The 14,913-nt window shown below is 73.3% G+C and carries 12 protein-coding genes; 5 read left to right on the forward strand and 7 right to left on the reverse strand.

Features of this window, described 5'->3' with window-relative positions:
• Nucleotides 1-26: 26 nt before the first annotated feature.
• Together OG990_RS19190 and OG990_RS19195 are read right to left on the reverse strand one after the other, a co-directional pair.
• Nucleotides 27-2,039, reverse strand: a complete 2,013-nt coding sequence (locus tag OG990_RS19190) for a family 10 glycosylhydrolase (RefSeq protein WP_406076543.1) — start codon at nt 2,037-2,039, stop codon at nt 27-29.
• 110 nt (nt 2,040-2,149) lie between these two features.
• Nucleotides 2,150-3,190, reverse strand: coding sequence for a phosphatase domain-containing protein (locus OG990_RS19195; protein ID WP_328425670.1), 1,041 nt, complete (start codon nt 3,188-3,190; stop codon nt 2,150-2,152).
• A gap of 123 nt (nt 3,191-3,313) precedes the next feature.
• Here OG990_RS19195 and OG990_RS19200 point away from each other — a divergent pair, with 123 nt between their 5' ends.
• The 4 genes from OG990_RS19200 to OG990_RS19215 all read left to right on the forward strand — a co-directional run bounded on the left by OG990_RS19200 (nt 3,314) and on the right by OG990_RS19215 (nt 7,629).
• Nucleotides 3,314-4,933, forward strand: a complete 1,620-nt coding sequence (locus tag OG990_RS19200) for an ArnT family glycosyltransferase (RefSeq protein ID WP_406076545.1) — start codon at nt 3,314-3,316, stop codon at nt 4,931-4,933.
• 65 nt (nt 4,934-4,998) lie between these two features.
• Complete coding sequence (yaaA, locus tag OG990_RS19205; RefSeq protein ID WP_328425666.1) at nt 4,999-5,796, forward strand: peroxide stress protein YaaA; 798 nt, start codon at nt 4,999-5,001, stop codon at nt 5,794-5,796.
• A gap of 108 nt (nt 5,797-5,904) precedes the next feature.
• On the forward strand, nt 5,905-6,597 hold the full coding sequence (locus tag OG990_RS19210; protein WP_406076547.1) for a hypothetical protein: 693 nt from the start codon (nt 5,905-5,907) through the stop codon (nt 6,595-6,597).
• 111 nt (nt 6,598-6,708) lie between these two features.
• On the forward strand, nt 6,709-7,629 hold the full coding sequence (locus tag OG990_RS19215) for a TAXI family TRAP transporter solute-binding subunit (RefSeq protein ID WP_328426429.1): 921 nt from the start codon (nt 6,709-6,711) through the stop codon (nt 7,627-7,629).
• 3 nt (nt 7,630-7,632) lie between these two features.
• Here the strand turns inward: OG990_RS19215 and OG990_RS19220 are convergent, their stop codons facing one another.
• From OG990_RS19220 to OG990_RS19230, 3 genes are read right to left on the reverse strand one after another with little or no spacing between them, the layout of a single operon-like run.
• Nucleotides 7,633-9,069 carry an ATP-binding protein gene (locus OG990_RS19220; RefSeq protein WP_406076548.1) on the reverse strand — a complete coding sequence of 479 codons (1,437 nt, stop codon included), beginning with the start codon at nt 9,067-9,069 and terminating at the stop codon, nt 7,633-7,635.
• Nucleotides 9,070-9,078: 9 nt separating this feature from the next.
• Entirely contained in the window at nt 9,079-9,786 is a 708-nt protein-coding gene (locus tag OG990_RS19225) for a response regulator transcription factor (protein ID WP_386988588.1), read from the reverse strand.
• A 36-nt stretch (nt 9,787-9,822) separates the two neighbouring features.
• The gene (locus OG990_RS19230; RefSeq protein WP_328425658.1) at nt 9,823-10,134 is read right to left on the reverse strand and encodes a hypothetical protein; all 312 of its coding nucleotides are present in this window, start codon (nt 10,132-10,134) and stop codon (nt 9,823-9,825) included.
• Between the two features lie 114 nt (nt 10,135-10,248).
• Between OG990_RS19230 and OG990_RS19235 the strand changes: the two genes are divergently transcribed.
• Nucleotides 10,249-10,587 carry a DUF952 domain-containing protein gene (locus tag OG990_RS19235; protein WP_328425656.1) on the forward strand — a complete coding sequence of 113 codons (339 nt, stop codon included), beginning with the start codon at nt 10,249-10,251 and terminating at the stop codon, nt 10,585-10,587.
• Nucleotides 10,588-10,645: 58 nt separating this feature from the next.
• Here OG990_RS19235 and OG990_RS19240 read toward each other — a convergent pair whose 3' ends face one another.
• A complete protein-coding gene (locus OG990_RS19240) occupies nt 10,646-12,403 on the reverse strand; it encodes a CDP-glycerol glycerophosphotransferase family protein (protein WP_406076550.1) in 1,758 nt (585 codons plus the stop codon).
• 273 nt (nt 12,404-12,676) lie between these two features.
• Nucleotides 12,677-14,788: a DUF6077 domain-containing protein gene (locus OG990_RS19245; RefSeq protein ID WP_406076551.1), complete on the reverse strand. Its 2,112-nt coding sequence runs from the start codon at nt 14,786-14,788 to the stop codon at nt 12,677-12,679.
• Nucleotides 14,789-14,913: the final 125 nt, after the last annotated feature.

Genomic DNA, 14,913 nt, shown 5'->3' on the forward strand with positions numbered 1-14,913 from the left:
CGAGACGCCCCGGGGGAACGGCGCGCTCAGAGCCGGGTGATCCGGACCGCGTCGGCCACGACGTACCCCTGGGTGCTGGTCCAGCGGCTGACCCCGACGACCTGGCGCGGCCCCGCGGCGAAGTCGTAGGTGCCCAGCACCCGCCACTGCCCGCCGCCGCTGCGCTGGTCGACGGTGGCCGTCACGGTCCCGTTCGCCGTCGCCACCAGGTGTGGCGTGGCGCTGTTGTAGCCGGAGTCGGCCGGGTACCAGACCTCGACCCGGTACGAGCCGGCGGCGGGCAGCGTCGCGCTGAACCAGGCCGGATCGCTGACCGCCTGCGGCTCGGCGAACCGGTAGTTGGCGCCGTACCGCGTGGCGAGGTACGACGACGTGCCCCAGGTGGCGGCGGCGGTGAAGCCACCGGCGGTGGCGTTGTCCACGATCACGCTGAACGTGCCGCCGGTGCCGGTGACCACCCGCGCGTTGCTGGCCGGGCTCTCGTGGTGCAGCCGGTCCAGCCCGGTCACCAGGTACCGGTAGGTCGACCCGGCCGCGGCGGTGGCGTCGGTGAACGTCCCGGTGCTGCCCGAAGCGCAGACCGTGCCGAGCAGGTTGCGGGCGTCGGCGAGGTCGCAGGGGTCGACCGCGCCGTCGCCGGGCAGCCGGTACACCGCGTACGCGGCCGTGCTGCCGGTCGCTCCGCGCTGCCAGTTCAGGGTCACGCCGCCGGTGCCGCGTACCGCCGAGGTGAGGTTCGGCGCGGCGGGCGCGGCGCCGCCCAACCCGGCCGGCGCCAGCGCGGGCCGGCGGTAGTGGTCGGTCGCCACCCGGGAGACGGCGCCGATGCGGTCGGCGCGGACGTCCTTGGCGCTGAAGTGGATGTCGCCGAGGATCCGGGGGTAGGTGCGGTTGAGCGTCAGGTGGCCGGTCAGTTCGGCCGGGTCCTGCCAGGCGGCGTCCTGCCCGGACGCCCCGGCGCGGTAGGTGGCCTGCCCGACGAGCAACTGCACGTCGGTGCCGGCCACGGTCTCGGACCACCAGCGGACCAGCTCCGCGTAGTCGGCCGAGGAGTGGCCGATGTGCCAGTAGATCTGCGGGGCGATGTAGTCGATCCAGCCCTGCTTCACCCAGCGGCGGGTGTCGGCGTAGATCGCGTCGTACGACTGGAGGCCGGTGGTGCGCGAGCCGAGCGGATCGGTGCCGGCGTTGCGCCAGATGCCGAACGGGCTCACGCCGAGCTTCACCCACGGCTTGATCGCCCGGATCCGGTTGTGCATCTCCTGCACCAACAGGTTGACGTTGTTGCGCCGCCAGTCGGCGATGTTGCTGAAGCCGGCGCCGTACTGGGCGAAGGTGGCCTGGTCGGGGAAACCCCCACCGCTGCCCGGGTACGGGTAGAAGTAGTCGTCCCAGTGCACCGCGTCGATGTCGTAGCGGCGGACGGCGTCCATCATGGCGTCCTGCACGAAGGCGCGGACAGCGGGGATGCCGGGGTTGTAGTAGAGCTGGCCGTTGTAGGCGACGGCCCAGCCCGGGTTCTTGCGGGCCGGGTGGCTGGCCGCCAGCTTGGTCAGGTCGGTGTGGGTGGCGACCCGGTACGGGTTGAACCAGGCGTGGAACTCCAGGTTGCGGGCGTGCGCCTCGGCCACCATGAAGGCCAGCGGGTCGTAGCCGGGGTTGCCGCCCTGAGTGCCGGTGAGCCACTGCGACCAGGGCTCGTAGGTGGACGGCCAGAACGCGTCGGCGGCGGGGCGGATCTGCACGACGACGGCGTTCATCCGACGCTGCTGGGCCAGGTCGAGCCAGCCCCGGTACTCCGCCTGCTGGGCCGCCTGGGTGAGCCCGGTGCGGCTGGGCCAGTCGATGTTGGCCACGCTGGCGATCCACATGCCGCGTAGCTGCCGCTTCGGGGTTGCCGGATCGGTCACGCAGGCCGCCTGGGCGGCCACCGGCACGGTGTCCGGAGGGGCGGGTGGGGAGGCGGGGGCTGCCGCGCCGAGCACCAGCGCCGCTACCAGCGCCAGCCCTGACAAATATCGACCATAGTCTCTACGCACGAAAATATGTTCAAGGTTGCCGATCCGTTGCGCAAGTATCCTTCACAATCTTCCCGCTACGAAGTCACCTCGCGACGCCGACCACCCTCCGATACCCGGCGGACCGGCGGTCAGACCAGGCCGGCGTCGCGCAGCAGCTTCCACAGGCCGGCGCCGTCCGGCGCGGAGAGCCACTTCTGCCCCACCGGCCCCGTCGACGGGAGGCCGGCCGGGGCGGGCAGGCTACCGGCCAGCACCGACTGGGTCGGGGAGAGTCGGCGGATCGCCACCCCCGCCACGTTCTCCGGGTGGGCGGCGGCGAACTCCCGGTAGATCTCCTGGTCGTGCTGGCCGTCGTCGCCGACCAGCAGCCAACGCACGTCGGGGAACTCTCGGGCCAGCCGGGCCAGGGTCACCCGCTTGTGCTCCCGACCGCTGCGGAACCAACGGTCCGCCGTCGGGCCCCAGTCGGTGAGCAGCAGCGGCCCGGCCGGGTAGAGATGCCGGGACAGGAACCGGGTCAGCGTCGGCGCCACATTCCAGGCGCCGGTGGAGAGGTAGAAGACCGGGGCGCCGGGGTGCGCGGTGACCAGCCGCTCATAGAGCACCGCCATGCCGGGCACGGCGTTGCGGGCGTGCTCGTCGAGCACGAAGGTGTTCCACGCGGCGAGCAGCGGCCGGGGCAGCGCCGTCACCATCACCGTGTCGTCAATGTCGGAGAGGATGCCGAACTTGACGTCCGGGTCGAGGATGCGCACCGGCGCGTCGACCGGCTCGGCGTCCGGGACGCTGAGCCGGACAGTGCCCCACCCGGGCGGCAGGTCGGCCTCTACCAGCGTGTCGACGAAGCCGCTGCGGTCGGCCCGGGTCTCGTGCCGCACGCCGCCGGCCTCGATGGTCACCGTGACGTGCTTGGCCGGCAGGGTGGTGAAGCTGCGCCAGCCGCGGACCTTGTCCAACCGGCCCCGCTGACGGGTGTCCGGCCGACCGAGCAGCACCCGGCACATCACCCGCACCCAGCCCGGGGAGCCGTAGTTGGTGTACGCGATGATGTTGATCCGCCAGCCGGTGCGCCGCAGCCGACGCTCCACGAGCTGGTGCACGGCGTCCTCGATCCGCGCGGCCCGGTGCAGGTTCGGAACGGCCAGTTGGCCGGCGGGAGTGGGTGGCACGCGCCAACCCTGCCACACGTCGACAGCCACGGCCACGCGAGCCGACCCCGGCTGAGCCGAACCACCCCGACCAGCCCGCCATGCGTGAAACACTCCGGTCGGGACGACGACGGGGGCGTGGTCGTGTCGAAACCAGAGCAGCACCGTGGGCGGTGGCGCCCACGACTCGACCGACCGGCGCTCGTCGCGCTGCTGTTCGGTCTGGCCGGCATCGGGTACCGGCTGGTCCTGACGCTGTACACCGTGCCGGTGTCGAACAGCGACGAGGCCACCTTCGGCCTCGCCGCGCTGCACATCGGGCAGGGCCGGGAGCACCCGGTCTTCCTCTACGGCCAGCACTACATGGGGATGCTGGAGTCGTACCTGGCCGCGCCGCTGGTCGCGGTGGCCGGGCCGAGCTGGCCGGTGCTGCGGCTGCCGATGCTCGCGCTGTACGCGGTCTTCCTCTACCTGATCCACCGGCTGACCCGCCGGCTCTGCGCGCCGTGGTTCGCCGCCTTCATCGTCGGCCTGCTGGCGCTCGGGCCGGAGCGGGTGGTGCGCGATCAGCTCACCGTGGTCGGCGGACGGCCCGAGGTGAAGCCCGCGGTGCTGCTGATGCTGCTGATCACCGTGGGGCTGGCGGCCGGCACGGTCCACCGCCGCCGGCTCGCCGTCGCGCTGTTCGGCCTGCTCGTCGGGTTGGCCGCCTGGTCGGACTGGCTGATCCTGCCCTACCTGGCGGTGGCCGGGCTGGCGCTGGTGTGGGCGGTGCGGCGGGAACTCGTCGGCTGGTCCGGCCTGCTGCTGGTGGCGGGCGTCGTGGTCGGGGTGGCACCGATGCTCTGGGACAACCTCCGGGCGGCGCCGGGTGACGACTCGCTGTCGGTGTTCCGGGAGGTGAGCACCAAGGAAGGCCCGCTGCCACCGTGGTCGGACCGGATCCGGGGCGGGCTGCTGGAGGGGGTGCCGCTGGCGCACGGGCTCTGCCCGGTGGACGGCTGCGGCCGCTGGCAGCAGTGGTTCGGGCTGCTCTACCCGGTGCTGCTGGTGGTCGCCGCGGTGCTCGCGGTCCTCGCGTACCGCCGGGCGGCGGGAGCGCCGCGCGGGGAGCGGGTCCGGCCGGTGGTGCAGCTCGCCCTGGTCGCCGGCGCCGCGTTGACCCTGCTGTCGTACGTGCGCAGCCCGCTCGCCGCGACCAGTCCGCTGGACAACGCCCGCTACCTGTCGGTGCTGCAACTGTCGCTGCCGGCGGTGCTCTGGCCGCTCTGGGTGGCCGCGGTGGCCTGCTGGCGGGGCACGGTCGGGGTGCTCGGTCGGCTCACCGGCGCACTGGCCACCGCCGTGCTGGCCGGCCTGACGGCGACCATGCTGGTGATCACCGTGCTCTTCGTGACCACCGACGTGCGGGCGTCGCGGACCGAGGAGCGCCAGGCCCGGGAACTCGCCGCCGCGCTGCGCGCCAACGGCCCCCACGAGGTGTACGGGGACTACTGGACCTGCAACCGACTGGTCTTCAACACCGACGAAACGGTGGTCTGCGGGGTGCTCGACGATGACCTGTCCCCCGGCCAGAACCGGTACCTGCCGTACTGGCGGCAGGTCGGGCGGGCCGAGCGACCCGGCTACGTGGTGGAGATCGACTCGCCGATGGAGCGGCGGCTGCGTCGACTGCTCGCCGACGAGCCCGACGCCGCACCGGTACGGGAACTGGACGGCTATCGCGTGTACCACCCCGACACCCCGGTGCGGCCCTGGCGGTAGCGGCGGGTCGTACGCTGGCCGAGCCGGCGCGTGGGCGCCGCCGTCCCACCCGTCGAGGAGACCCGATGCTCATCCTGCTGCCGCCCTCGGAGGGGAAGGCCGACGCCGGCACCGGCCGACGGTGGGACCCGGACCGGCTCGCGCTGCCCGAGCTGAACCCGGCCCGGGAGCGGGTGCTGGACGCGCTGGTGGCGCTGAGCACCGGGCCGGACGAGGCGGCGGCGCGGGCGGCGCTCGGGCTCAGCGAGGGCCAGCGCGGCGAGCTGCGCCGCAACGCCCGGCTGCGGGTGGCGGCCACCGCGCCGGCAGCGCAGATCTACACCGGGGTGCTCTACGAGGCGCTGGAGCTGGCCTCGTTGCCGGCGGCGGCGCAGCGGGCGGCCCGCCGGTCGATCCTGATCAGCTCCGGCCTGTGGGGCGCGGTCCGGCTCGCCGACCGGATCCCGCCGTACCGCTGCCCGATCGGTGCCCGGCTGCCCGGCGTGGGGGCGCTGTCGGCGTACTGGCGGCCGGTGCTGGCGCCGGCTCTGACGGCTGCGGCCGGCACCGGGCCGGTGCTCGACCTGCGCTCCGGCTCGTACGCGGCCACCTGGACGCCGCGCGGGGAGTTGGCCGAGCGCACGGTGACCGTGCGGGTGCTGCACGAGCGGGAGGTCGACGGTGTGCCGGTCCGCTCGGTGGTGAGCCACTTCAACAAGGCGACCAAGGGGCGGTTGGTCCGTGACCTGCTGATCGCCGGCGCCCGGCCGCGAACCGCCGGGGAACTGGTCGGCACGCTGCGCGAGCTGAAGCACACCGTCGTGGAGCAGGCCGCCCCAGCCGGCCGGCCGCGACAGGTGGATCTGGTGGTCACCGAGCTGTAGGCGGGTCGCCAGCCGCAAGATTTCCTCAAGGCTGGGCGGGATCAGTTCCGCAAGGGCGGGGCAGGGGTCACGGTAGGGGAACCCAGACTCCGACAAGGGAGCGCCTCGTTGGCCCGTGAACCCGCCCTGCTCGACCGGCTCCGCTCGCCGGCGACGCCACCCCCGCTGGACTGGCTGACCCTGGGCGACGCGTTCGAGGCCGCCTGCCTGTTGCGGTGCACACCCCTGCCGACCGTCGCCCGGCCGACCGCGGCGCTCCGGTCGCACTCGCCGGGAGTGGAGTTCAACCGGGAGGACGCCGCTCAGCGGATGCGGCAGCTGCTCGCCCGGCTGGACATTCCGGTGACCCAGGAGGTGGCCGTCGGCGGCCTGCGCCGCCGCTACGAGCTGCACCGGCTCTGGGTGCCCCCGGAGCATCACGGCGCGTACACCCGGCTGCTGAACGCCGGTTGGTGGCAGGGGCGTCGGGAGCTGCTCGGTGGGCCGCAGCCCGGTGCCTCACCGGCCCGTCGCCGGTGGGTGTCCCGGCTCGCGGCGGCGGCCTGGCGGTCGGCGCTGCTGGCCGGCGGGCGGCACGTCCGCCGGCACATCCTCGGCGTACGGCTCACTGACCGGGACCTGGCCGCGGTGTTGATCCGTAGCGCGGCCGTGCTCGCTGTCCCGGCCGTGCTCCGCCCCGGCACCGGCTGCTTCCTGGTCAGCGTCGCCGACGGGCCGGACCGGGAGCGGATTCTGCGCAGCGCGGCGATGGAGGCCGCACGGGGCTCGGAAACGGAGCCGGAACGCCGCCCGGCCTGCTGACCCGGCACGCCCCACCCACCCGAACGGGGCTTGCGCGCACCGTTCCGGCAGCGCACAGTGCTCCGCGTGAGTCGTACCTCGTCCGGCCGGCTCGGCCGCCGCCGCGTGGGAATGGCCGCGCTGCTGGCGCTGCTGCTGGCCACAACCGTGGCCGGTGCCGCCAGTTGCCGGGACGCCCAGGCCGAGCCGCTGCCGATCCGGATCGCCACCGGCAGCCCGACCGCCGTCTACTACGCCTTCGGGCAGTCCCTGGCCGCCATCCTCAACCGGGAGCTGCCCAACGTGCGGGCCACCGTGGTGGTCACCGCCGCCTCGGCGGAGAACGTCCGGCTGATCGGCTCCGGAGCAGCCGAACTGGGCTTCACCCAGGCCGACGTGCTGCCCACCACCACCTCGGAAAGCCCGTCGGTCAACGCTGTCGCCCGGGTGTACGACGACCAGCTGCACCTGGTCACCACCGGCGGCGGGCCGGTCCGCACGGTCGCCGACCTGCGCGGCCGGCGGGTCTCCGTCGGCGCACCCGGATCGGGCACCGAGATCACCGCGATGCGGCTGCTGGAGGTGGCCCAGCTCGGCGGCGACGGGGTGCTCCGGGAGCGGCTCGGGCTGGACGACTCGGTGGCCGCGCTCCGCGCCGGGGAGATCGACGCGTTCTTCTTCTCCGGCGGACTGCCGGTGCAGGGCATCAAGGAGCTGGCCGGACGCAGCGCCACCCGAATCGTGGACCTCGGCGAGTGGACGGAGCCGCTGCGCGCCCGCTACGGCCAGGTCTACGTCTCCCGGGACATCCCCCGCTCGGTGTACGGCGTGGACCCGGTGACCACGGTGGCCGACCCGAACTACCTGATCGTCCGGGCCGACCTGCCGGAGCGGCTGGTCCGGGAGGTGACCCGGCTGCTGATGGAGCGCCGGGCCGAGTTGGGCGCCGCGCATCCGGCGGCGGGGCAGATGAGCCCGCGCTCGGCGATCGCCACCGCGCCGCTGTCGCTGCACCCGGGGGCCGCCGCCTGGTACCGCGCGGCCAAGCCCTGACCGCTACCGAGCCGGGGTGGGCCGCAGGTCGGCGGTCGGTTCCCCGTCGGCCGGGTCGGCTTCAAGGTCGGGTGCGGGCGCCGGGAACCACAGGGCGGCGACCAGCCCGCGCCGCTCCCCCGGTCGCATGGTGAGTCGCCCGTCGGAGGCGTCCACCAGCACCGCGGCGATGGTCAGGCCGAGCCCGGCGCCGTCCACGTTCTGTGCGTCCGGTGCCCGCCAGAACCGCTCGGTGGCCTGCCCGAGCTGACTCTCGGTCATCCCCGGGCCGGTGTCCCGCACCTCCAGAGCCACCCCCTGGTCGCGGCGGGCCACGGTCACCGTCACCGCCCCGCCGGCCCCACTGAACTTCACCGCGTTGTCGATCAATGCGTCCAGAGCCTGGTCGACGGCGGTCGGCACGGTCCGGGCGTACGCCGGGGCGTCGCTCGTGGCGAGCCGCAGCGCGACCGACCGGTGCCGGGCCAACGGCGCCCACGCGGCCACCCGGGACGCGGCCACGGCGGCAGCGTCCACGGTGACCCGCTCGTTCTCCTCGCGTTCGGCCCGGGCCAGGGTGAGCAGCGCGTCGAGCACCAGCGCCAGCCGGTCGGTCTCCTCCAGCGCCAGCCGGTGCTCGGAGCGCCCGTCGGGGTCGGTGAGGCTGGGACCCAGCTCCTCCACCCGCAGCCGCAACGCGGTGAGCGGGTTCCGCAGCTGGTGGCTGGCGTGCGCGACGAACGCGCGCTGCCGGTCCATCACGTCGGAGACCACGTCGGCCATGTGGTTGAAGCTGGCCGCGAGCCGGCGCAGCTCCGACGGGCCGAGTCGGTGCTGCACCCGGGCACCCCGATCGCCCTCGGCGATCTCATGGGTGACCGCGTCCAGCTCGGTGACCGGGCGCAGCACCCAGCTGGCCAGCCCGAACGCGGTGAGTACGCAGGCCAGCATGGCGAGCAGGCCGGCCAGAAAGAGCAGCAACCACCAGGAGGTGACGGCCCGGCGGATCGGGTCGACCGACGTCACGATCACCACCGCGCCGAGCACCTCGCCGCCGTCATTGATCGGCACCGCCACCACCACCGCGCCGGCCGTCCACGGCCAGACCGTGGCGGGGGTGCTGGTCTGCTGCCCGGACAGCGCGATGTCCAGAGCCGTCGCGGTCCCCCCGGCGGGCCGCCAGCTCGCCGAGGCGAACACGGTGCGACGGTCCCGGTCGACGACCGCCGCGCCGATCCCGTACAGCTCGTCGTAGCTGCGCAGCTCCGCTTCGAGTGGGCCCGGCCCGCCGCCGCGCAGCGCCGGCCCGGCCAGCGAGGCGAACCGGGTGGCGTCGGCGAGCCGGTCGGCGCGGACCTGTTCGGTCTCGCGGCTGGCCAGGGTGACAGCCAGCGGGTTCTCCAACGCGATGAGGACGAGCACCATCAGCAGCAGATAGCTGATCACCAGTCGACGGCGCACGGCAGCCCCTCACGCATCGCGCAGCCGGTAGCCGACCCCGCGTACGGTCTCCACCAGGCGGGCGTCGCCCAGCTTGCCGCGCAGCGACCCGACGTGCACCTCGACGGTGTGCCGGTCGGCCCAGGTGGTGCCCCAGGCGTCGAGCAGGATGCGGTCGCGGGGCACCGCCACCCCCGGCTGGCGGGCCAGCGAGAGCAGCACGTCGAACTCCTTGCGGGTCAACGTGACCTCGCGGCCGTCCACCCTCACCGTCCGGGCGGCCACGTCGATGCGCACCGCCCCGGCCTCGATCAGGTGCCGCTCCGGCGCGGTGTTCGCGGCCCGGCGCAGCACCGCCTCGATCCGGGCCTGCAACTCCACCATCGAGAACGGCTTGACCACGTAGTCGTCCGCGCCGAGGCGCAGGCCGAGCACCCGATCGCGTTCCTCGCCCCGCGCGGTCACCGCGATGATCCCGAGCTGGCTGCTGCGCCGACGCAGCTCCCGGCACAGGTCGGTGCCGTCCCCGTCGGGCAGGGTCAGGTCGAGCAGCACCAGGTCGCACGGAGCGGCGGAGAGCGCCGCGGCGACGGTGGCCGCGTGCTCGACCTGGTAGCCGCGGCGGGTGAGGGCGGAGGAGAGCGCGGCGGCAACCCGACGGTCGTCCTCCACCAGCAGGATCCGCACCTGTGCCCCCGTCCGTTCGCAGCGCTGTCCAGCGAATGGTGGCAGAAGCATGGCGCGAGCGGGAGGGCCGCCTCCCGGACGGGTCGGTCAGAGGCCGAAGACGTCATCGGCGGTGGCGTCCCGGACGCCGTCGGTGAAGCCCCGGAAACCGGGGTCGTCGTGGCGGGCCGGCACGCTGGTGACGTTGACCCCGCTGGCCTGGGTGACCGCGTCGACCAGTGGTGCGTAGTCGATCTCGGCGTCCTGGAAGGCGTCGTCGTCCGCCTCGGCCAGGTTGATCACGTGCTGCACGTCGTCGGACGGGGTGTCCGGATCGTCCGCCCACTCGCCGCCGGCCCGGTAGCACTCGTCGTACAGCGCGCGCTGGCTGTCGGTCCAGTCGTCGTCGTAGCTCTCCATCGCCATCCCCTCCGCGGCCGCTCCACCTGAGCATGCCCGGCAGGGGGCGACGGCCGAGGCGGTACGCGCGAAAACCGGGCGGGGACGGCCGCGAGGCGCACGTAGGCTGCCGCTGTGATCTACAAACTGCTGCCGACCGCGGAGTGGAACGACGCCCTCGCCGCCGGCACCTTCACCGGCACGGCGATGGACCACGAGTCCGGGTTCATCCACCTCTCCGGTCCGGACCAGGTGGTGCAGACCGCCAGCCGATACTTCAGCGGAGCGAGCGGGCTGACCCTGCTCAGCGTCGAGGAGGAGCGGCTGGGGGACGCGCTGCGCTGGGAGCCGTCGCGGGGCGGGCAACCCTTCCCGCACCTGTACGGCCCGCTGCCGGTGACGGCGGTGGCGGCGGCGCGGGCGTTGCCGGCCGACGTCCCGGTGCCCGACGCGGTGGCCGCCCTGCTGGGCTGACGTGACCGCGCCCGGCCCGACGGGTGTCGGGCCGGGCGCGGATCTCCGAACGCGAGGTTCAGCGGCAGAGCCGGCCGATCTCCTCCTGGAACCGGTCCATCGGGTTGGCCTCGGTGGGGCCGAGCAGGTAGGTCTTCAGCTCCCGGCGGGCCTCGGTCATCGGGTCGTCGCCGGCCCGGGTCACCGCCACGATCTTCTCCAGCTCGCCGCAGTCCTTGGAGAGCAGGTACGCGGCCCGCGCGGTCGGGTACTCCCGGCGGAACTCGTCCTCCGGCAGGCCGGCCGGGTTGGCCACCACGTACGGCCGCTGGCTCTGCACGAAGTCGGAGACCACACTGGACACGTCGCTGATCAGCAGGTCGGTCTGGTTGAAGCAGTCGAACAGCGCCGGCGTGCGGCCGGTGACCACCAGGTGCGCGGTCCCGTCCAGAGAGGCCGCGTTCGGGTTGCCGCCGGCGGCCCGGATGGCATCCACCACCCGCTCGTGCGTGACCCTGGCAGCCTTGGACCGCGACCCGGTGAGCGGGTGCGGCTTGTAGATCAGACGCACCCGGGGATTGGTGGCCAGCAGCCCCTTGACGATCCGCTCCCCCATCAGCACCAGCGAGGTGTGGTACGGGTCGTCGTCGAGCCATCCCTCCCAGGTGGGCGCATAGAGGACGGTGAACGGCCGGTCCACCGACTCGGCGCCGAAGGTGTGCACACCGGCCAACTGCGGCCGGCCGATCTCGACGATGTCCGAGTCGAGCACGCCCACCCCAGCCCGGGCGTACCGCTCCCGGCCGGCCAGGCCGGCGACCCAGACCTCGTCGTACACCTTGCTGTACGGGTTGACGCTGGCCTGCTTGTCGCTGTCGCCGTGCCCGACGAAGACGTGCTTCATACCGGGATCGCGGAGCAGGTGGATGTTCGCGCCGACGTTCGCGGAGTAGAGCGCCGCGCGGACGCTGCTGAGCTCGAGGTTCATGAAGTCCACCCCGGCCGGTACGCAGATCACCGGCAGCCGGGTGTCGGCCAACTCCAGGAACGCCTCCCGGTTGCGCATCAGCACCACCGCGGGCTGGCCCAGCGCCTCGGTCGGAGCGAGCCACATGTTCGCCTGGTAGACGTCCTTGGCCGGGCCGGCGAAGTAGAGCGCCACCTCGGGCCGGTGGGTGTCCAACCAACGCTGGACGGCGGGCAGCAGCGGGTCCTGCCCGGTACCCCGGCCACGCAGCCAGGTCAGCGCGATGATCGCGCCCACCAGTCCGGTCGCCACCACCGCCACCACCGCGGCGACGAAGAACGGCGTCGGGTCGTGTTGCACCGCGGCCGCGACGGCTGCCGGCACGAGCAGCACGTTGAGCAGGGGCATCCGGTCCCCGGCGACCGCGGCCGCCCAGGCCGGCGGCCGGGGGGCCGAGCGCAGCGGACCCAGCTCGATGTTGCGCACCATGGCGGAGAGCGGGTTACGACGGTCGATCATCGTGGAGAGCGCTCCGGCGAAGACCGAGACGACCCAGACGGTGGCCGGCAGGACCAGCAGCCAGGTCAGCTCGGTGCCGCTGAGAGACACCTCCGCGGCGACCACCAGCACGGCCGCGAGGTCCCGGGTCAGCTGCCGGTACGACCAGTGCAGGCCGACCTTGTCCAGCAGCAGCAGTGACGGCGGCGACCAACGGGACAGGGCGAACTCGCCGAGCACGGCGATCAGCCCGGCAACGGCGAACAGACCGATCCAGCCGAGTGCGCCGGCGACGAGCATGACCAGGTAGGACAGCACCAGCAGCGCGCTCTGGGCGGCCACTCCGATGCGTCCTGTCAACGTGCCGAACAAAGAGTTCGCTCCCTACGAGTTCGAGGACGGGCTGGGCCCGTGGTGGTCGGCGTCACTTCCCGCCGCGCCTGGCCGACGGCACCCGCAGGAGTGCGGCGGGCCACGGTGGCCGCGGCCCCGATTCCTCGTGGCGGCCGGCCACGTGTGACTGCGACCTTAACGCGAAGGGACACGATGGCGTCGCTCGGGTATCTGGCACCATTCCGGTCAAAGCTCCGTAGCTCGGTAAGCCGGGCACCACAACGGAGCCGGCCATCTCTGCTGGGCGTGCGCTCAGCCGACCCGCCGGAAGCAGGTCATCGCACCGGGTGCCCGGCGCTCGGCGAACTCCTGGTAGCCGAGCTGTGGTGCCATGTCGCGGGCGTACTGGTTGCCGTTGTAGACGCAGATGGTGCCCACGTCCAGCCGGTCGAGAGCTGGCGCCAGCTCGGACGGCGACGGGGTGGTGTCGCCGCCGTCGGCGAACGCGGCGAGCAGCAGACGGTCCTTGGCGAACTGCGAGTTGAGGTCGTACTCGACGAGGTAGAAGTCGCGGGGCAGGACGACCCGGACCTCGCTGGTGACGATGAGGGAGGTCCGCATGATCGTCTTCGGCGCGAGCAGCAGGCCCGGCGGCCGGTCCAGCCCCTTGATCCAGAAGGCGATCGACTGGCGCTGCTGGGGCAGCTTCCACGTGGGTCGGTCGTGCACGTCGACCCAGCTCGTCGGCGACCACATCGGGGTGGCGAAGAGGGCGAACGACGCGACCAGCAGCACCGCGATCCCGCCGGACGCCGCGCGGCTCATAGCCCGTGACGCGACCGGCACGCGCACGGTGCAGAGCAACCCGATCAGCGTTGGCAGGGCGAGCAGCCACGGCACCCGCCAGAGCACCACCGAGATGCCACTGAGCGCGCTCATCGCTTCCAGCACGCCGGGAACGAACAGCACGCTCAGCGCCAGGGTGGCACCGGCTGTGATCAGCGCGGGCGTGCGACGACGGGCCAGCAGCGGGCCGCACCAGAGCGCCAGGCCGCCGATCACGCCGACCACGCCGACCATCAGCGTCCGCCGGTAGGTGTACGCCGCGTCGAAGAAGGCATCGTCCGCGCCACTGGCGCTCATCCCGCCGAGCACCAGGCGGGAGACGACCACCGAGCCGATCGGGTACGCGAGCGCGGCAACCCCGGCCACCAGTGCGGCCTTCCACCGCCCGACCAGGAGCATGGCGAAGCCGGCGGCGCCGACCAGCATCGGCAGGATGATCGCGGCGGTGGTGGTGAGGCCGATCGCGGTGATCGAGAGCGCCACGATGAGCAGCAGACTGCGCCGGGAGCGGTTGTCGAACCACTCGGTCAGGTAGAGCCACATCAGCGGGATCACCGCCGAGACGAACATGCCCTTGCCCTCGTACAGCCGGGGCAGGTGGAACGTTCCCAGTGCGGCGTCCCCGCCGACGACCAGGTAGAGGTACGCGACGGCCACGCTGAAGGCGAGCACCGGGCGGCGCGGCGCCCACCGGTGCGTCAGCCGCCAGAGCGCCAGCACCGCGAGGACCGCCATGATCGGCAGGACCAGGTACCAGGTGGTCGAGGCCGCGTGGATGCCGATCACGTTGGCGAGCGCGCCGTCGAACACCTCGATCGAGGGGATCGGCGGTTGCGAGCCCATCGCCGGCAGGACGTTCTCGGAGAACAGGAAGTCGTTGAGCGGAACGATGTCCCGCTCGGCGATCCAGACCGACTTGCCCACGTAGTACACGTCGTCCGGGGTGTTCCGGGCCAGGAAGAACGAGGAGATCCCGACCAGCACCGAGACGACCAGCGCGTACGCCGACTGCGCGGCGGTGGGCGCGGGCACGACCGACGCGGACGTCGGGCCGCTCAGCCAGACCTTGCGCAGCAGCAGGATGCCGCCGACCGCCGCGAGCAGACCGGCCACCGCGGGGATCCACCAGGAGATGTCGACATCCGTCCCGGCCACTCCGGCGGTGATCGCGGCCACGACGGCGGCGGCCAGCACCCCGATCAGCAGGCGGCGGTCGACGGCGGGCGGCGCGGGTGCCGGATCGGCCGAGGCCGGCTCGCTGGCGTTCAGGGTGCCGGCGGAACGGCGGCGGGCGCGCAGCAGGGCCACGACGGCGAGCAGCACGCAGGCGACCAGCCAGATCCGGAAGGTCACCGACGGGCGCAGGTCCCCCAGGAAGGCCGCGTGGTAGAGCACGGTCCAGAGTGCGAACGCGACCACGGCGCCATCGGTGAGCAGCGCCGGGGTGGCGGCCACCAGCGCGCGGAACCGGGCTGCCGGGGCGCGGGCGGGGCCGGTGCTGGGCTGGGGAGCCTGATCGGACCCCGGTGCCGGGTCCGTGCTGGTGGGCGCGACGGCGATGCTGTCGACGTTGGCCACGGGTGTCCTTCTCGTCGGGCGGATCAGGGGTGGGTTTCGGCACGGTGACGGCCGGGTGTCAAGGGGGCAGCCTAGCGGAGACCGGCAGCTGAACCGATCCCCCTCGTGCCGGGTGTCGCGGGCGT

The sequence above is a fragment of the Micromonospora sp. NBC_00858 genome, from assembly GCF_045207365.1.
Lineage (GTDB): Bacteria > Actinomycetota > Actinomycetes > Mycobacteriales > Micromonosporaceae > Micromonospora.